General features: G+C 51.9%; 15 protein-coding genes. 9 read left to right on the top strand and 6 right to left on the bottom strand.

Translation table 11 applies throughout. From position 1 onward, the window contains the following. Positions 1-34: 34 nt before the first annotated feature. The 8 genes from GK091_RS02920 (at position 35) to GK091_RS02885 (ending at position 10,855) form a co-directional block, all read left to right on the top strand. The gene (locus tag GK091_RS02920; protein ID WP_164035118.1) at positions 35-1,309 is read left to right on the top strand and encodes an aminotransferase class V-fold PLP-dependent enzyme; all 1,275 of its coding nucleotides are present in this window, start codon (positions 35-37) and stop codon (positions 1,307-1,309) included. A gap of 164 nt (positions 1,310-1,473) precedes the next feature. After that, positions 1,474-1,941: a lipocalin-like domain-containing protein gene (locus GK091_RS02915; protein ID WP_164035117.1), complete on the top strand. Its 468-nt coding sequence runs from the start codon at positions 1,474-1,476 to the stop codon at positions 1,939-1,941. An 83-nt stretch (positions 1,942-2,024) separates the two neighbouring features. Further along, positions 2,025-4,022, top strand: coding sequence for a S9 family peptidase (locus GK091_RS02910; RefSeq protein ID WP_164035116.1), 1,998 nt, complete (start codon positions 2,025-2,027; stop codon positions 4,020-4,022). 135 nt (positions 4,023-4,157) lie between these two features. Continuing rightward, positions 4,158-5,345: a glycoside hydrolase family 172 protein gene (locus GK091_RS02905; protein ID WP_164035115.1), complete on the top strand. Its 1,188-nt coding sequence runs from the start codon at positions 4,158-4,160 to the stop codon at positions 5,343-5,345. 205 nt (positions 5,346-5,550) lie between these two features. Continuing rightward, positions 5,551-6,717 carry a pyridoxal phosphate-dependent aminotransferase gene (locus GK091_RS02900; protein ID WP_164035114.1) on the top strand — a complete coding sequence of 389 codons (1,167 nt, stop codon included), beginning with the start codon at positions 5,551-5,553 and terminating at the stop codon, positions 6,715-6,717. A gap of 94 nt (positions 6,718-6,811) precedes the next feature. After that, a complete protein-coding gene (locus GK091_RS02895; RefSeq protein ID WP_164035113.1) occupies positions 6,812-8,386 on the top strand; it encodes a flavin monoamine oxidase family protein in 1,575 nt (524 codons plus the stop codon). A 54-nt stretch (positions 8,387-8,440) separates the two neighbouring features. Then, complete coding sequence (locus tag GK091_RS02890) at positions 8,441-9,442, top strand: Hint domain-containing protein (protein WP_164035112.1); 1,002 nt, start codon at positions 8,441-8,443, stop codon at positions 9,440-9,442. Positions 9,443-9,646: 204 nt separating this feature from the next. Further along, a complete protein-coding gene (locus tag GK091_RS02885; RefSeq protein ID WP_164035111.1) occupies positions 9,647-10,855 on the top strand; it encodes an acetyl-CoA C-acetyltransferase in 1,209 nt (402 codons plus the stop codon). On the opposite strand, the gene GK091_RS02880 is transcribed toward GK091_RS02885, so the two are convergent. Both GK091_RS02880 and GK091_RS02875 read right to left on the bottom strand, forming a co-directional pair. Beyond that, complete coding sequence (locus tag GK091_RS02880; RefSeq protein ID WP_164035110.1) at positions 10,852-11,304, bottom strand: type II toxin-antitoxin system VapC family toxin; 453 nt, start codon at positions 11,302-11,304, stop codon at positions 10,852-10,854. The two genes, GK091_RS02885 and GK091_RS02880, sit on opposite strands and share 4 nt — an antisense overlap. Then, complete coding sequence (locus GK091_RS02875) at positions 11,294-11,509, bottom strand: hypothetical protein (protein ID WP_164035109.1); 216 nt, start codon at positions 11,507-11,509, stop codon at positions 11,294-11,296. The genes GK091_RS02880 and GK091_RS02875 overlap by 11 nt, the downstream gene beginning before the upstream one ends. Positions 11,510-11,551: 42 nt before the next feature. Here GK091_RS02875 and GK091_RS02870 point away from each other — a divergent pair, with 42 nt between their 5' ends. Then, positions 11,552-13,723: a 3-hydroxyacyl-CoA dehydrogenase NAD-binding domain-containing protein gene (locus GK091_RS02870; protein WP_164035108.1), complete on the top strand. Its 2,172-nt coding sequence runs from the start codon at positions 11,552-11,554 to the stop codon at positions 13,721-13,723. A 179-nt stretch (positions 13,724-13,902) separates the two neighbouring features. On the opposite strand, the gene GK091_RS02865 is transcribed toward GK091_RS02870, so the two are convergent. From GK091_RS02865 to GK091_RS02850, 4 genes are all read right to left on the bottom strand, one after another. Continuing rightward, positions 13,903-14,478 carry a ribonuclease HII gene (locus GK091_RS02865; RefSeq protein ID WP_164035107.1) on the bottom strand — a complete coding sequence of 192 codons (576 nt, stop codon included), beginning with the start codon at positions 14,476-14,478 and terminating at the stop codon, positions 13,903-13,905. A gap of 125 nt (positions 14,479-14,603) precedes the next feature. Beyond that, on the bottom strand, positions 14,604-15,680 hold the full coding sequence (locus GK091_RS02860; protein ID WP_164035106.1) for a VWA domain-containing protein: 1,077 nt from the start codon (positions 15,678-15,680) through the stop codon (positions 14,604-14,606). A 1-nt stretch (position 15,681) separates the two neighbouring features. After that, positions 15,682-16,623 carry a hypothetical protein gene (locus GK091_RS02855; protein ID WP_394351872.1) on the bottom strand — a complete coding sequence of 314 codons (942 nt, stop codon included), beginning with the start codon at positions 16,621-16,623 and terminating at the stop codon, positions 15,682-15,684. A 61-nt stretch (positions 16,624-16,684) separates the two neighbouring features. Beyond that, on the bottom strand, positions 16,685-17,551 hold the full coding sequence (locus GK091_RS02850; RefSeq protein WP_164035104.1) for a DUF58 domain-containing protein: 867 nt from the start codon (positions 17,549-17,551) through the stop codon (positions 16,685-16,687). Positions 17,552-17,619 lie beyond the last annotated feature (68 nt).

Here is a 17,619-nt window from a genome sequence, read left to right as displayed (position 1 = left end):
AATCGTTCCCCACGTAGCCTATTATTGATCAGTTATGTCCACGTTATCGAAGCGTCAATTTCTGAAGAGTGTCGTTGGAGCAACGAGCCTGGCGACAGTGAACGGCCCGAATCTGACGGAACTCCTGGCGTCGGTAGCCCATGTTCCGGCCACTACGCTGGCCCAACAGGAGGAATTCTGGGGTCAGATCCGAACGGCGTTTCCGGTCACGACAGAGTTCATCCAGCTCGAAAATGGCTACTATTCGCTGGCGGCCAAACCCGTACTGGACAAGTACCTACAGCATATTCAACAGGTAAACGCCGTGTCGTCCTACTACATGCGAACGCGCCAGTTCGATGACAAGCGAGTAGCGAAAACGCAGTTGGCTAACCTGCTGGGCTGTTCGGCCGACGAGCTGATCATTACCCGAAATACCACCGAATCGCTGGATACGGTCATTGCGGGCATCGACTGGAAAGCCGGTGACGAAGCCGTGATGGCCGAACAGGATTACGGCGCTATGCTCGATATGTTTCGCCTTCAGTCCCGGCGACACGGCACCGTCAACCGGGTAGTATCTCTGCCGAATCATCCGCAGTCCGACGCGGAACTTGTCAGCCTATATGAGAAAGCGATTACGCCCAAAACACGGCTGCTGATGGTTTGCCACATGGTCAACATCACGGGTCAGATCATGCCGATTCGCCAGATCGTGGAGATGGCCCATAAGCACAACGTCGAGGTAATGGTCGATGGCGCACACGCGTTCGGACAGCTGAATTTCGCCCTGCCTGATCTTGGCGGTTGCGATTATTACGCCAGCAGTCTACACAAGTGGCTCGGCGCACCCCTGGGCGCGGGTATCCTGTACGTGCGTAAAGATAAAATTGCCGGACTCTGGCCGTTGTTTGCTGATAGCAGTGTGGCCGATGACGATATCCGAAAACTGAATCATACCGGAACGCACCCGGTTGCCACAGATCTGGCCATTCAGGACGCCATTCAGTTTCACGAAGGCATTGGGATCGAGCGCAAAGAGGCCCGTCTTCGCTATCTGCAACGCTACTGGACCGATCGGGTGCGGCACCGCCCCAATATTGTTCTGAACACGCCCGAAGTCCCCGCCCGTTCTTGTGCCATCGCCAACGTGGGTATCGCTCAGAAAAAACCCGCTGAACTGGCGAAGCTCCTGTTCGATAACTACAAGATCTTTACAGTTGCCATCAATTCGCCCGCCGTGCGTGGCGTGCGCGTCACTCCGCATCTGTATACAACGACCACCGAATTAGACACGTTCGTTCAAGCGCTGACCAAATTGGCGGGATAACAGGCTAACCATCAGGGGAAGCGTAAACTAATTTTTACAATCATTCACTTGGATTGACGCAACAATAATTCGTATTTGAGCGTACTGTACGTAATAGTCTATTCTTTTTCGTAGTTTTCGCGCACTTGTCCAGTGTTGCTCTGATTCCAAACATTCAATTTCCCATGAAACTTTACATCTATTTATTCTGTCTGGCCGTTTCTCTCGCCGGTTTAAGTTCCTGTAGCAAAAGCAGTGATCCAGCACCAGATCCAGTGGTTGTAGGAAAATGGAATCTAAGCCGAATTCGGTTTAGCGGATACCCATCACCTTTTACATCATTGAATGGAGATCGAGTTTCCAGCACTTATAACCTTTCAGACGTCTTTTCTATAAAAAATGATAAATCTTTCACAGAAACTTATAGTAATGGCGTCCAGATATCGGATTCTAAAGGCACTTGGGATTTTACGAACAACACCTTACAGTTAACATTTGATGATGGTAGCAACGAAACATATACAGTAGATACTACACAGGACCCTGTACAGTTGCTTTCGTCAGTTACATCGGCTACAGACTCACTGCGAGCTACAGCAACTAGTCCAGTACAATCTGTTCCGTTTAAGTATCAGTTTATCTATACAAAGTAGTTGTACTAATTTACACAAAAATAGCCGGTGGACTTCCACCGGCTATTTTTGTGTAAATTAGCACCTTCCTTCCTACATCGACAATGATAAACAATTCCCTGCTCATTGGTCTGCTCACGCTCTCCAGCCTCGTCGGTCTGGCGCAAACGCCCGCCAAAAAACGCCCGATCAACTCAAAAGACATGTATCGGCTTCAGACCATCAGCGATCCGCAGGTGTCGCCCGATGGCAAATGGGTAGCCTATGGGCTGTCGACGGTCGATACGACGAAAGATAAACGAAACACCGACCTGTGGATGGTAAGCTGGGACGGTAACGAGTCGGTTCAACTCACGAACACGCCGGATGGTGAATCAAAGGCCCGGTTCAGCCCCGATGGCAAATATATCTCGTTCGTATCGGCGCGGCAGGGTGCGACCAAAGGGCAAATCTGGCTCATGGACCGTCGGGGTGGCGAAGCCAAAAAACTCACCGATCTGAAAACCGATATGGACGACTACGTCTGGTCGCCGGACAGCAAGAAGATTGCCCTCGTTCTCCGTGATCCCGATTACGCGGATTCGGCCAAAACGAAGGTTCGCAAGCCGTACGTACTCGATCGGTATCATTTCAAAGCCGACATGAAAGGCTACCTGGAAAAAGGGTCAACGCACCTCTACGTTTTCGACTTGGCCAGTAAAAAAATGGATACGCTGACAACCGGTAACTTCGATGAAACGTCGCCTGTCTGGTCGCCGGATGGATCACAACTGGCCTTCGTCAGTAACCGCACCGACGATCCCGACCGGAATCAGAACACGGACATTTATGTCATCAGCACCAGCAAAGGAGCCACGATGAAGCAACTGACGACCTGGCCCGGCGCTGACAACAATCCGATCTGGAGTCCTGATGGTAAACGAATTGCGTATCTGCGGTCAACGTCTTCGGGTAACTTCCTGATGTATGACCAGCCCGTACTGGCGGTGATCAATCGTGATGGTGGCGAACCGAACCTACTGTCGAAAACACTGGACCGGCCTGTTCGCAATCCGCGCTGGGCGAAAGACGGGCAAACGATCGGTGTGCTGGTTCAGGATGATCGCCAGACCTACGTTGGGCAGTATGCACTGGCGGATGGAAAATTCGCAAAAGTAGTAGGTGGCAACCGGTCGTTCAGCGAGTTGGAAGCCCTATCTGGCGGCAACTGGCTCACTCAACTGAGCGATCCCCAGACCCCCGCCGAACTATACGCCCTTGAGAATGGTAACCCGCGCCGATTAACCCACGTACACGACGCATTCCTGGCCCCGCTCGAACTGGCAACCGTAGAAGGATTTACGTCGAAGAGCAAGGATGGAGCGCAAGTGTCGAATATCCTGTTCAAACCGGCCAACACATCTACCAACAAAAAACTACCGACTATTTTCTATATCCACGGTGGCCCCGTTTCGCAGGACGAATTCGCGTTCGACCTGACCCGTCAGTTGCTGTCGGCGGGGGGCTACGCAGTTGTGGCGGTCAACTACCGGGGCAGCAATGGCCGTGGTCTCGACTACACGAAAGCCATCTACGCTGACTGGGGCAATAAAGAAGTGCTGGACATTCTGGGCGCAGCCGATTACGTGGTTGACAAAGGCATTGCTGACCCCGACCGGATGGGCATTGGCGGCTGGAGTTACGGCGGTATCCTGACCAATTATACCATCGCGACCGACACCCGGTTCAAAGCAGCCGCCAGCGGAGCTGGTAGCTCGTTACAACTTTCGATGTATGGTATCGACCAATACACGAATCAGTACGAAACCGAACTGGGCGCTCCCTGGAAAAACACCGATAAGTGGCTAAAACTGTCGTACCCCTTCTTAAAAGCCGACCGCATCAAAACCCCGACCCTATTTATGGCTGGCGAAAAAGATTTTAACGTGCCGACAGCGGGTAGCGAGCAGATGTTCCAGGCATTGCGATCATTGGGCATACCGACACAACTGATCATTTACCCCGGACAATTTCACGGCATTTCCGTACCGAGCTACCAGAAAGATCGGGTTGACCGTTACCTGCAATGGTTCGATAAATACCTGAAACCTAAAACATTGTAAGAATAATGGACCACTGGCATGTTCAGGTGTAGTGCTGATAAGACAAAAACAGACCCGTTGCAAGACGGGTCTGTTTTTGTTGTGGGGTAAGGGACTAGTTTTTTTTCCTTTTACTCAAAATAAGCCCTTCAGACGATGTTCCAGCTCCAGTTCTACCTCCGAATTGTTCTTGTTGCCTGTAGTGTTTTTCTGGCCGAATCGCTTAATGCCCAGCAACGTAGCTCCGGCTCATTCAACGGTCTCGACATGAGCCTCGGCAACCTTTCGCGCTTATCCAACGCCCAGACACGTTCTATCAGTCCCGAAAATTTTACGGGAGAGAAAGGGAAAGGCGGCATGGACGAACTAAACGACACCCGACCTAATCACGCCAACGCCAAAGAAGCCGCCCGCGATCTGGGTCGGGGCTGGAAAGTCAATCCGTTCATTCGCATCAAAGCGGGCGAAACCTTCACGCTGGCGGACATAGCAGGGTCCGGCGCTATTCAGCACATCTGGATGACGCCCACCGGCAACTGGCGATTTTCCATTCTGCGTGTTTACTGGGATGATGAGAAAGAACCGTCCATCGAAGTACCCGTTGGCGATTTTTTCGGCATGGGCTGGGGCGAATACGCACCCCTGAACTCGCTGCCGGTCAGTGTTAATCCGGGGAGTGCGTTTAACTGCTACTGGCAGATGCCTTTCCGCAAACACTGCCGGATTACGATGCAGAATATTAATGAGAAAGAGCCGATGAATTTGTACTACCAAATCGACTATACCCTTACCGATGTTCCCGATGACGTTGCCTATTTCCATGCCCAGTTCCGGCGCACAAATCCCAATGGCTACAAAAAAGACCTGACCCTGCTGGAAGGCGTGAAGGGGAAAGGGCAGTATGTCGGCACGTTTCTGGCCTGGGGTGTGAACAACAATGGCTGGTGGGGCGAAGGCGAGATCAAATTTTTTATGGATGGCGATACCGATTTTCCCACCATCAACGGCACAGGCACCGAAGATTATTTCTGCGGCTCCTATAACTTCGACCGGGGTGGTCAATACGTACCTTTTTCGACGCCCTATGTCGGCTTGCATCAGGTGCTTAAACCCGACGGCACCTACAAATCACAGCAACGCTTCGGTATGTACCGCTGGCACATCATGGACCCGATCCGGTTCGGCAAAGACTTACGGGTCACGATTCAGGATTTAGGCTGGCGTAGTGGTGGGCGCTATCTACCACAGATGTCGGATGTGGCCAGCACGGTTTTCTGGTATCAGACCGAGCCACACGCGCCCTTCCCCAAACTACCATCGAAAGATGAACTGGAGCCGAATTGACCTTTATTTTCTTTGGCAAAGCGAAAATCATCTGTTCATAAATTCTGATAAACCAAACATCTGTAAAATAAAAGTAAAAGTGTTTTCGCTCGGAAGGCGCTTTTTCTGGCATTAATTCGTACTTTCACAACACCCTATCTACTAAGGGATTATAATTGGAATTACTTTTATTTTATCGCAGATAAATACAAAAAAGCCTGTAATCATGTCTTCTCAACTAACTCGCCGAGACTGGCTTCGCGCCAGCGGTTTGATGACAGCCGGACTTTCGCTAAGTCGGTTCACTCCCGCTGAAGCGGCTCCGACCGCTGAGCAAACGCAGTCAACCTTCGCCAATGAATTTGCCTTTACGGCTCCGCCGGACATGCCTAAGCTGCGGGCCCGGCTGTTGGCCAATGAGAACCCGCTTGGCATTGCCCCCAGCGCCAAAGAAGCACTCATAAAAGCGGCTGACAGCGGTAATCGCTACGCCTGGATGGAGTTCGGCCAGCTGAAAGATCTTATTGCCACCGACGAAGGGGTGAAAGCAACGAACATCATGATGTCGCCCGGCTCTTCGGATATTCTGATGGCCGCTGCGGATAATTTTGCCAAAGCAGGCGGTACGATTTTGACGAGTGCCTTCACCTACGACGACCTGCTCCGACGTTCCGAAAAACTCGGCGCCAAGATCAAGGCCATGCCGATGACGAAGGATTACAAATTTGACCTTCCCGCCATCAAGGCCAGCCTTACGCCCGATGTGAAGCTGGTGTACATCGTCAACCCGAATAACCCAACCGGCACCATCGTCCCAACCGCCGAATTGGAAGCTTTCTGCCGCGAAGTAGCGCCTAAAGTACCCGTGTTCATTGACGAAGCCTATATTGATTTCTACGAGCCCGCCGAACGGCCAAAACTAGGTAAGCTGGTCGCCGACGGTCAGAACATAATTCTGGCGCGGACCTTCTCGAAAATTCACGGCTTCGCGGGTTTGCGTTTGGGCTATGCCATCGCGCAACCCGACATGCTGAAAACACTGCATGCGTATACCAATGGTGACTTCGCAGTGAGCATTACGACGCTCATGGCCGGCATTGCCAGTTACAAAGACATCGCCTGGCAGAATCACTGCCGCGCTGAAAATGCCAAAGCACGGTCCTACACGACCAAAGCCCTAACCGAGATGGGTTACGAGGTGATTCCATCGGCGGCCAATTTTATTCTCTTTCCAATTCGCATGAAACCCAAAACGTTTGAAAACCAGATGTTTGCCAATGGCATCGGTATTCAAACGCGGGAATACAACGGGCAGCCATTCTGCCGGGTGAGCGTCGGAACGTCGGAAGAAATGGTCATGTTCATCGATAGCTTCAAAAAAGTAGTGGGTTAACACGTAGGTGACGGGAGCAGGGGATCAGGAGCGAGAAACAACCGGTTGAATACGCCTTCTCACACCTTGCTCCTGCGCCCAGCTCCTGAAAACTATGACGCGAAGAGATTTTATTAATTCAACGAGTGCTAGTTATGCCAGCCTGTTGGCCTGGGGCATGTTGCCCGCAGCTCCTGCATCGGCCCTTGATCTGCCCGCCAACGGACAACGAAACGATGGCAAAGGGCGAAAAGTGATTATTCTTGGAGCCGGTTTAGCGGGACTGACAACGGCGTATGAACTAGGCAAACTAGGTTACGATTGCACGATTCTGGAAGCTCGATCCCGTTCGGGCGGACGGGTCTGGACCGTGCGGGGCGGCACCAAAGAAACCGAAATAGACGGTGGACTAGCCCAAACCTGTTCCTTTGCCGAAGGTCACTATTTTAACGGCGGAGCGGCCCGCATTCCCCACCATCACCAGCTAACGCTTCAGTACTGTCGGGAGTTAGGGGTTCCTCTACAGATTTTCAACGGTGCCAACGAATCCGCTTACCTCTACAACGAGGGCGGAACGGGCAATCTGGCGAACCAACGCATGCGCATCAGCGACTACCACAACGACATGCGCGGCTACACGTCGGAACTGCTGGCCAAAGCCCTCGATCAATCAGCCCTCGATCAGCAACTCACCAAAGAAGACGTTGACAAACTGATTGACTTTCTGAAAAACGAAGGTGACCTTAACACCGCGCATCTGTACAAAGGCACGAACCGACGGGGCTACAAAAGCAAAAGCGATCCCGGCGCGGGAAATGCCCCCGGCACACTCACCGATCCATTTGGTCTCACGGATTTGCTACGGTCCGGGTTCATGCAACCGGTTTTCTACAACGTGGGCGATTATGCCTACGAACAACAGACTACCCTGCTACAACCCGTTGGCGGCATGGACGCCATTCCGAAAGCCTTCGAAAAGAAACTAACGGAAAAAATCATCTTCAATGCACCGGTAACCGAACTGCGGAAAACGGACAATGGCGTTCGGATCGTCTACAAGAAAGACGGAAAGCCAGTAGAACTTACCGGCGAGTTTTGTGTCTGTACGCTCCCCTTGCCGATGCTAAAAACCCTCGAATCGGACCTGTCGGGAACGGTAAAACGGGCTGCTGACTTTATTCCGTACATGAAAACTGGCAAAATTGGGCTACAGTTCAAGCGCCGGTTCTGGGAAGAAGACGATGGCATTTACGGTGGTATTTCCCGCACGAACATGGACATCAATCAGATCTGGTATCCATCGTTCAGTTTGCAGGGCCAGAAAGGCGTTTTGATTGGTTATTACAATTTCTATAGCCGGGCCGAAGCCGTCGGTGCCTTGTCGATTGCGGATCGGGAGAAACTAGCTCTGGAGCAAGGTAGCAAAGTCCACCCCCAGTACCCGGCCGAGTTCGACAATTCGTTTTCGCTCGCCTGGCACCGCATTCCCTACAGCGGTGGCGGCTGGGCCGTTTACGACGACGCTACCCGAAAAAAATATTACCCCGCTTTGCTCGAACCAGACGACAACATTTATTTTGCGGGAGAGCATACGACCTATCTCACGGCGTGGATGGCGGGTGCATTCACATCGGCTCGCCGAACGGTCGAAGCGATTCACGCACGAGTGGGCGGATACACGAAGAACTAATTTTTGAATCAACCAACCTGAGTTTGGGAACAGACTTCAGCCTAACCAGAAACGATGAAAAACAACCTGTTATCACTCCTTCTTTTTCTCGGCTGTGCGATCGCAACGCAGTTGATGAGTCAGCGCGTTTGGGCGCAAACCGCGTCCGCGTCTATGACGCTGGAGCAGTTGACGGCCATCAAAGCCATTAAAGTTGCAAACCTCGACAAAGACACGTATTTTAAGTCGGGTGGCTTTATCCTGGATCGCTACGAAGAACGGCCTGCTTACGTATTCGCCTTTAGCGACGGCGTTACGCGCAAAATTTACCTGTACAAGGTATTTACCGCTGCCGACACAAAAGAACTTGGGTTACTCGCTGTTTACAAAAACGAAAAAACGGGCGTGGTAAAACCATTCGTGATTCCCGGTGCTTCAGCTGATCGCAAAGCGTGGGACGCATATATCGATGATCTGAAGTATGTCGGGGAAAAAGAGCCGGGCCTGATGCCAACGCTTACCTTTGTGCTGTCGCGCGAAATGGCCGGATTGCTTTCGGGTGGAACTGGTAAATCGGACGAAGGTGGTGCAAAGAAAAAAGAAGAGTACAATTTCTGCTTCGCGGCCAACGCTCCCATAACGCTGGCTGATGGTTCGTCAAAATCGATTAGTGCCGTTAAAGCTGGTGATGTTGTGCTGGGTTATGACGCAAAAACGAAGACCCTCACTCCTACCCACGTAACGAAAGTGGACGCCCACGAAGGCGACTTCACACTGGCTGGCGTATGGTTAAGTTGGGTGAACGAGCTAACCGCCGATAATCATAATGGACTGACAGCTCCTGTGCTACTTGAAGCAACGGCGAACCACCCGGTCATGACGGCCACCGGTCGTAAAGCCCTGGGCGAGGTACAACCGGGCGAGATTTTGTACCGGTATGATGCCGCTACGAACGGAGTGTCGGCCTACAAAGTGGTTCGCGCCGAAAAAGCGGTTCACTCGGTAAAGAATGTTTACAATCTGGTCACCGAATCAGGTGCTTATCTGGTTGGTGAAACGGTCGTGCTGGACAAATAAATTCGACAACGCCAAAAAACCAATAAACGAATCGCTGTTCGCCAACTTCTGCGTCTGTCAATAGGCACGGAAGCTAACGAACAGCGATTCGTCTTTTTAACGAATAAATTATCAATTTAACCTAAACTCGTTGTCCTATTCAACGTTTGACTGTACTTTTGTTCGACAAAACAGTATGCAAGCATACTAATTTTCGACGGAACTATGGCAGAAGCCTTCATTTATGATGCTGTTCGGACACCCCGTGGGCGGGGCAAAAGCGACGGTTCGCTGCATGATGCGCAGCCGATCCAACTTCTCACGAGCGTTCTGCGCGAACTCCGCGACCGCAACCAGCTTGACACCTCGCTTGTCGATGATGTCATCATGGGTTGCGTTACACCCATTGGCGAGCAGGGGGCTGACATTGCCCGCACGGCAGCCCTCGAAGCTGGTTACGACGAGTCGGTGGCGGGTGTGCAGCTGAATCGCTTTTGCTCGTCGGGCCTGGAAGCGATCAACATGGCTGGTGCTTACGTGATGTCGGGACAGGTCGATGCCATTGTAGCCGGCGGTGTCGAATCCATGTCACGGGTGCCGATGGGTTCCGACGGCGGAGCCCTGTTCATGAACCCGCAGATTGTCGCGCGTCATCATATTGTTCCGCAGGGCATTTCGGCCGATCTGATTGCCACCAAATACGGCTATAGTCGTTCGGATGTCGATTCGTTTGCTGCCGAGTCATACCGTCGGGCCGTTGACGCACAGGCCGCTAATCGCTTTCATAAAACGTTGGTCCCTTTCAAAGACGAGCTTGGCATGACCGTTCTCGACCGCGATGAAGGTGTCCGGCCCGGCACGACCGCCGAAAGCCTGGGCAAACTGAAACCAGCGTTTGAGGCAATGGGCCAGTTGGGTTTAGACGCGCTGGCACTGCTCAAATACGCTCAGTTCGACAAGATTAATCACGTGCATCATGCCGGTAATTCCTCGCAAATTGTCGATGGAGCCGCTGCTATCCTGATCGGCAGTAAGGAATTCGGTGAAGAGTCGGGGCTGAAACCGCGCGCCCGGATCAAAGCCTTCGCCGTTGTTGGTTCGGAACCGACCATCATGCTCACAGGCCCCATTCCGGCGACGCGCAAAGTGCTCAAACGAGCGGGTATGACGATCAGCGACATTGATCTATTCGAAGTAAACGAAGCGTTTGCCGCCATTCCGTTGCTGTTTATGGACGAACTTGGCGTCGATCATAGCCAGCTGAATGTCAACGGGGGGTCCATTGCCCTAGGCCATCCACTGGGCGCAACTGGTGCCATCATTTCGGCAACGCTGATCGATGAACTCGAACGATCCGGCAAACAATTTGGTCTTTCGACCCTCTGCATCGGGGGCGGCATGGGCATCGCAACGATTTTTGAACGGGTAGGTTAAGCGAGATCGCTCACCTGCCTGATGAGTTGAATACCCTCTCCAATACAGGCCGCTTCAAAATCAGCGTCGTAGCTGGCAAGCTGATTAACGCTGTTCAGTTTGCAGGTTGCAAGGATAAGTGCATCGTTTGGCAATAAATTGTAGTCTTCCATCAGCTTTAAATAGAGCGGAATAATTGCCTGATCAGTAGTTAACCATGTCACCTTCTTCAATAAACTGATGGGATTGTATAATTTTAAAACAGAAGGAATAGCGCCATCCCTTTTTAAGGTAACAGGCGCTTTACCGCCCCCAATCGCTAACCAGTAATAGGTGAACTCGCTGAGAATGGTGTGATTGATACACAACTCATACTTATCACTATTTGCCAGGTGATCGAACAAGGACGTTTGCGTTTTCTTTGCCCACTCAACCAGAATAGAACTGTCAAGGAATAACTTACTGCTCATAAACATTTAAGGTATTCCAATCAAAATCGGGACTAGGATCGGGCAAACGATCGAACAATTGACGAGATGTTTCGGCAAGTGTCAATGAATCATCTTCGCGCGCAGGACGGAACTCGATCACGATTGTCTCATCGCGCATGTCATCCGGAACTGTAAAAATAATCTTACCATCCTTTGGCCTTTGAATAAGTCGAATGGGATCCATAAGAACTTCGTTTTTGGTAAAAATACAAAAACCTGACCAAACATGATAAACTACAGCGTTGATCAGAACGTGGCTATCCTTTCGTGGGAAATGACCTCGTCGCCCATGAACGTCCTCAACGACGAATCGATACCCCAGTTTGAAACGGCTTTACAAAAAGCGTTTTCCGACGATTCCGTGACTGGTATCATCATTACATCGGCCAAGCCGGAATTTGTCGCGGGGGCGGACCTAAAAATGATCCTGCGCAATAACGACAAAGACCCAGCTGACATGCTAAAGGTATCGTCGGAACTGAACCGTATTTTTCGGCGTATCGAAACATCGGGGAAACCCACCGTCGCGGCCATCAACGGAACTGCGCTTGGGGGCGGCTACGAGATCTGTCTGGCCTGTCACCACCGTATTGCGCTCAATAACGGAACGTCCGCCCGGTCCAAAACGGTGCTGGGTCTGGTCGAGGTCACCATCGGTCTGTTGCCCGGTGCGGGTGGCACGCAACGGCTCCCGCGTATGATTGGCATTCAGGCAGCCTTACCGCTACTGCTGGAAGGCAAAAAGGTAAGCGTTCAGGAAGCAAAAAAGCTATGCATGATCGACGACATTGCGGATAGCCCTGCTGAAATGCTCGAAAAAGCCCGCGCCTGGATTACCGCGAACCCAAATCCAATCCAACCGTGGGACGAAGTCGATCGGAAGACCGGAAAGATTGTCGGGAAGGATAACGTCAAGATACCGGGGGGTAACGTTCAGAGCGTTGTGGGGGCGCAGACATTCAGTGCCGGAACAGCCATGCTGATGGACAAGACAAAAGGCAACTATCCGGCTCCACTCGAAATCATGGCCTGCGTGTACGAAGGATTGCAGGTTAACATTGACCGGGCCCTAACCATCGAAGCGCGGCATTTTGTTAAGGTAGCCACGTCCAAAGTAGCGAAGAACCTTATCCAGACGATGTTTCTGGGGATGAACGAGGCCAACAAAGGAGCCAGCCGGCCAAAAGATATTCCCAAGACCGACGTAAAGAAACTGGGCATTCTTGGCGCCGGTATGATGGGTGCCGGTATCGCTTATGTATCGGCCCAGGCGGGTATTGAAGTCGTGCTCAAGGATATTTCGGTGGAAGCCGCCGAAAAGGGCAAAGACTATTCGCGCGGGTTGCTCAACAAAGGTGTTGAACGGGGTAAGGTTGACCCCGCGAAGGTAGACGGCATCCTGGATCTGATTAAACCAACGGCCGATGTACAAGACTTACAAGGCTGTGACCTCATCATTGAAGCTGTCTTCGAAGATCGCGAATTGAAAGCGCAGGTTACGAAAGAAGCCGAACCAATGCTGTTGCCGGGCGGTAAAAGCGTGTTCGGCTCCAACACCTCTACCCTACCCATTAGTAGGCTGGCGCAGGCATCGGCAAACCCGACAAACTTTATCGGCATTCATTTCTTCTCACCCGTGGACAAGATGATGCTGGTTGAGCTGATTATGGGCCAGCAAACATCCGATTATGCACTGGCCGTTGCCATCGACTATGTGCGAAAAATTCGCAAAACCCCGATCGTTGTGAATGATTCGCGGGGTTTCTACACGTCGCGCTGTTTCAGTACGTATTCGTCGGAGGGAATGGAATTGTTGCGCGATGGTGTCAGCCCGATTTTGATCGAAAATGGCGGTAAGGATGCTGGCATGCCCGTTGGTCCATTGGCCGTTACGGACGAAGTTGCGCTCGATCTGGTCTACAAAATTTCCAGTCAGGGCGTTAAAGATGGTGCCTTGCCTGAAACGGATACCAGCTACCAGGTCGCCAAACAATTCGTTGAGTTGGGCCGACTGGGGAAGAAAGCCAAAGCCGGTTTTTACGAATATCCCGAAGGCGGACCGAAACACCTCTGGGCTGGCCTGACTGACCTATTCCCACGTGCGGAGCAGCAACCTACCCTTGATGAAGTGAAGACGCGATTGCTCTATCGTCAGGCCATTGAAGCCGTGCGCTGTTTTGACGAAAACGTCGTTCGGACAAAACTGGACGCTGACCTGGGCTCGATTCTGGCGTGGGGTTTTCCGGCTTATACCGGTGGGGCGTTGTCGTTTGTCGATTTTGTCGGGATCGACACATTTGTACAAACCCTCGACCGACTGGCCGATCAGTATGGCGAGCGATTCCGCCCAACCGAAAAACTGCGCGAACGAGCCGGTGTGACATTGGTAAATGGATGATTAGATTAGGCTCCGTGGTTGCGAGCCTAATCTGTATGTGACTGCTAGGTTAAGATATGTAACAGCTTTTTGTCATCCTGACGCCAGGAAGAATCTTCGTGAATCAAAAAAATCTAATCCCCGAAGATCCTTCATAACGTCAGGATGACAAAAGTTAGTTATCCTGACGTCACGCCAACTTACAGCAGCCGAAAGCTCATTCGGTGGTATTTCGTCGGGCCAAACTCCCGGATAGCGGCCCGATGTATGGGCGTTGGGTAACCCACGTTCTTCGCCCAGCCATACGCCGGAAATTCGCGCCCTAGCTCCTCCATCAGCGCGTCGCGGTAGGTTTTCGCCAGCACTGAAGCAGCCGCAATGGACAAGTAATGAGCATCGCCTTTGATGATACACGTATGCGGAATCATGGGATACGGCACAAACCGGTTACCATCCACCAGTAAATGATCGGGCCTGACCACTAACACATCAACAGCGCGGTGCATGGCCAGAAAACTGGCCTTCAGAATATTGATCCGGTCGATGTCTTCGTGCGATACTTCGGCTACGGCCCAAGCCAGTGCATCCCGCTGGATATCCGTACGAAGCTGTTCTCGCTGGAAGCGGGTCAATTGCTTGGAGTCGTTTAAAATCGGGTGCGTATAATCACGCGGGAGGATAACCGCAGCGGCCACGACGGGGCCCGCCAGACATCCCCGGCCAACTTCATCTAAACCCGCTTCGACGGCCTCCGCGTTGTAATAGGATTTAAGCATCGCCACTCACATTTATATACTGCGCCTTTGTGTGAATCAACGGAAGGTGTTTGATACGCCGTATTTCCAAAATACGGCGTATCAAACACCTTCCACAAATCAATCATCAGCTAATTCACTAATTATCAGTCTTCCAGCACATTGCCGATGATCGTATTTTTCAGAAAGAGCGCGAACAGCAGAAATGAAATCGCCCAGTATAGATAGACCCGATAATAGTCCTGTATATCCTCGTAAACCAGCACGCGGACCGGGGCTTTTTCCAGCCGGTCGATCTGGTCGAATACAGCCTTCAATCGTCCGGCGTCCGCTGCCCGAAAAAAACTGCCATGACCAATATCGGCAATGGTTTTCAGGATGCCTTCGTCTATCGTAGACGCCGATGTACTCGAACGAGTAGCCCGACCAACAGCGATTGTGTAGATCCGGATAGCAAACGCCTTGGCCAAACGGGCAGCGGTAACGGGATCCAGATTGCCGGCCGTATTGTCGCCGTCGCTCAGCAAAATGATCAATTTGCTTCGTTTCTTTTCGGTTTGAGTCGAATCCTCCTGCGTCATAGCGGGGTCGCGCATCCGGTTGATACAGCGAGCCAGCGCATCACCGATGGCAGTTCCCGAAGCAGGAATCATCCTGTCGTTCAGTTCGCTCAGGTATTGTTTCAACAACGGGTAGTCGGTCGTAAGGGGGCAAAGCGAGAAGGCTTCTCCCGCAAAAATGACGAGACCAATTCGGTCGTTTTTACGGCCATTGACAAAGGTCTGCGCGACACGCCGGGCCGCAGCCAGCCGGTTAGGTGGCAGATCGGTCTCGGTCATGGACGATGATACGTCCATCGCCAGCATGATGTCGATTCCTTCTGACTGCTGCTCACGATGCGTCTGAACAAACTGCGGACGAGCGAGTGCGATCAACAGCAGGCTCATGGCAATGAACAGACTACCGGGCAGCAGAAAGCGCAGTGAGCTGATCAATACCTGATTGACCCGAATCGTATTCTCGCTGAAACGACTTCCCGACGTTCGGCTGGTCGTTGACCCGAGCGACATGTTTAACCGCTGCTGCGAGTTCCGGTGCAGATAATACCGAAGCACAAACAGCATCCCAATGGTCGGAATGAAGTAGAGTGCCAGCGGATTCGAGAAGCGAAACTGCGCCCATACATCCGGAGAAAACCAGCGAAGTGAGTACCAAGGCTCCATATTACGGAGAAGTTGACGATTCGGGCTCACCAGACAAGGCCGCTGGTGCATCGGTTACGGATGAAGTCAGCATCAGGCTTCGTCGGCGATGATAGGCTAGAATGGCCACATCGCGCAACACGCGCAACGCATCCGGTGACTGGTCCGAAAACGTTTCTCCGTAAATCATCCGGTCGGCTTCCCGAAGGGCATCCGTCACCCGGTCGTCACCCGTGCGTTCGGCAATCTCGGGAGTAGTCAGCGAAGCATAGGGCTGATTTTCAAGCTGTTCCAGATATGTTTTCCAGAGGACAACCACCTGATTAGCCGTATCGGAAGCGGTACTGACACTCAGATGCTGGCTTAGAGCGGTATAGTCTCGCAGAAATCGCCGGTGCCGCTGGGCCAGTTGATAGATTCGCCACTGCCGCCGGATAGCCTGGCCAAACACTAAGTTGATCAGCGTCAGGAAAGCCCCTACAAGAATCAGAGCTTCGACAAGAAGCGGGTAGTTAAACTGTTGTTGCAAGCGGGCTAGCCTGGTTTCGAAAGCCAGCGTAAGGCTTTTCGGTGAAGCGGTTCCCGCAGCAGGTGACGTCAGTTTTGATCGCAGAAATACCGTGTCGATCTGCGTCATCAGGCTGGTGCAGTCCGTAGCATTGAGCAACCGAATGGGCACCTGCAACAACTGGGCAGAATCGGTCTCGAACGAAATAAGGGTATAAACGGCACTATCGCGACTAATGGTTGCCGGCCCTTCACCCGTTGTATGCGTAGGCGACACACTTACTGCTTTCACCCGAAAGGGCAGAAAGTGGATGGCGGTATCCGGGAACAAAACCTCAACCGTTGGCGGATGCCGGTAGGTCAGCGCATACCGAAACGGCCGTCCGATTTCAAGGCTATCGTCCAGAAATTGCCCGATCAATGCTGACTTTGCGGGCGGCTGCGCCCACACTGGCACGGCCAACAGGCAGAAAAAACAAACTAGTCGTATATGCGTCACCAAGCTGCCTTAATCAGAACTACTGATACTTCCTTACCCGAAACAGATCGATAAGTTTCGGCACAAAATCCTCCTGGGAATCAAGTGCCAGATAATTTGCATTAAACTGTTTGCAAAGTCGCTCCAGACGGGATTGATTCTGCTGAAACGTCTCCCGCAACCGGTGCCGATACGACGCCGACGATGTATTGAGCCAGACAGTCCGGCCACTCTCCGTATCGTGAACCGGAATGATGCCAAGTCGGGGCAGATTGACCTCGCGCTGATCATAGAAATGAATAACGACCAGATCGTGTTTTCGTGCCAGCGCCTTGAGATTATGTTCATAACCCTGATCAATAAAATCAGAGAGCAGAATCACGACACTTCGCCGTTTGAGGCAGTTCAGCGTAAACAGCAGCGCATCGGCCAGGTTGGTCCGTGCCGATTCCGGTTGCAGCTTGAACAGACTCATGATCAACTGATAGCCCGTTTTCATACTATTCGACGGCTTGATGTACCGCTCTTTCTGATCCGAAAAACAGTATAAACCGACATGACTAGCTTCGCGGATGGCCGACATCGCCAGTACACCACACACTTCTTTCGTGGCATCTAATTTGGCCCGGTGCTGCGGCCCGACCTGCTGCGATGCGCTGACGTCAACGACAAAAAAAACCGTCTGATCTTTTTCTTCCCGGAATACTTTCACGAACGTACCGTGCCCCTTTGAGGAAACGTTCCAGTCGATAGCCCGCACATCATCGCCGTACTGATAGATACGTAAGTCACTGAACTCCAGACCAGATCCTTTAAAAACGGAACGAAAACTACCGCGCATCTGCGAGTTGACAGCCTTGCGGATCTGAATATCGAAATTACGTAGCCGGGCCAAGAACTCGTCCATACCAAATAGGCGTTATGTTATTTTAACAACCAACCCCGAACTTTGCCCGACGGGTTTCTCTTACAAAA

It is taken from the genome of Spirosoma agri (assembly GCF_010747415.1).
GTDB lineage: Bacteria > Bacteroidota > Bacteroidia > Cytophagales > Spirosomataceae > Spirosoma > Spirosoma agri.
The sequence above is the reverse complement of the archived record's forward strand: the minus strand, read 5'-3'. Positions and strand labels throughout refer to the sequence as shown.

Coding starts and splice junctions, on each gene's coding strand:
- GK091_RS02915 (WP_164035117.1), top strand. CDS start 1,474: ATGAAACTTTACATCTATTTATTCTGTCTGGCCGTTTCTCTCGCCGGT.
- GK091_RS02900 (WP_164035114.1), top strand. CDS start 5,551: ATGTCTTCTCAACTAACTCGCCGAGACTGGCTTCGCGCCAGCGGTTTG.
- GK091_RS02885 (WP_164035111.1), top strand. CDS start 9,647: ATGGCAGAAGCCTTCATTTATGATGCTGTTCGGACACCCCGTGGGCGG.
- GK091_RS02875 (WP_164035109.1), bottom strand. CDS start 11,509: ATGGATCCCATTCGACTTATTCAAAGGCCAAAGGATGGTAAGATTATT.
- GK091_RS02870 (WP_164035108.1), top strand. CDS start 11,552: ATGATAAACTACAGCGTTGATCAGAACGTGGCTATCCTTTCGTGGGAA.
- GK091_RS02920 (WP_164035118.1), top strand. CDS start 35: ATGTCCACGTTATCGAAGCGTCAATTTCTGAAGAGTGTCGTTGGAGCA.
- GK091_RS02905 (WP_164035115.1), top strand. CDS start 4,158: ATGTTCCAGCTCCAGTTCTACCTCCGAATTGTTCTTGTTGCCTGTAGT.
- GK091_RS02850 (WP_164035104.1), bottom strand. CDS start 17,551: ATGGACGAGTTCTTGGCCCGGCTACGTAATTTCGATATTCAGATCCGC.
- GK091_RS02910 (WP_164035116.1), top strand. CDS start 2,025: ATGATAAACAATTCCCTGCTCATTGGTCTGCTCACGCTCTCCAGCCTC.
- GK091_RS02860 (WP_164035106.1), bottom strand. CDS start 15,680: ATGGAGCCTTGGTACTCACTTCGCTGGTTTTCTCCGGATGTATGGGCG.
- GK091_RS02895 (WP_164035113.1), top strand. CDS start 6,812: ATGACGCGAAGAGATTTTATTAATTCAACGAGTGCTAGTTATGCCAGC.
- GK091_RS02880 (WP_164035110.1), bottom strand. CDS start 11,304: ATGAGCAGTAAGTTATTCCTTGACAGTTCTATTCTGGTTGAGTGGGCA.
- GK091_RS02890 (WP_164035112.1), top strand. CDS start 8,441: ATGAAAAACAACCTGTTATCACTCCTTCTTTTTCTCGGCTGTGCGATC.
- GK091_RS02865 (WP_164035107.1), bottom strand. CDS start 14,478: ATGCTTAAATCCTATTACAACGCGGAGGCCGTCGAAGCGGGTTTAGAT.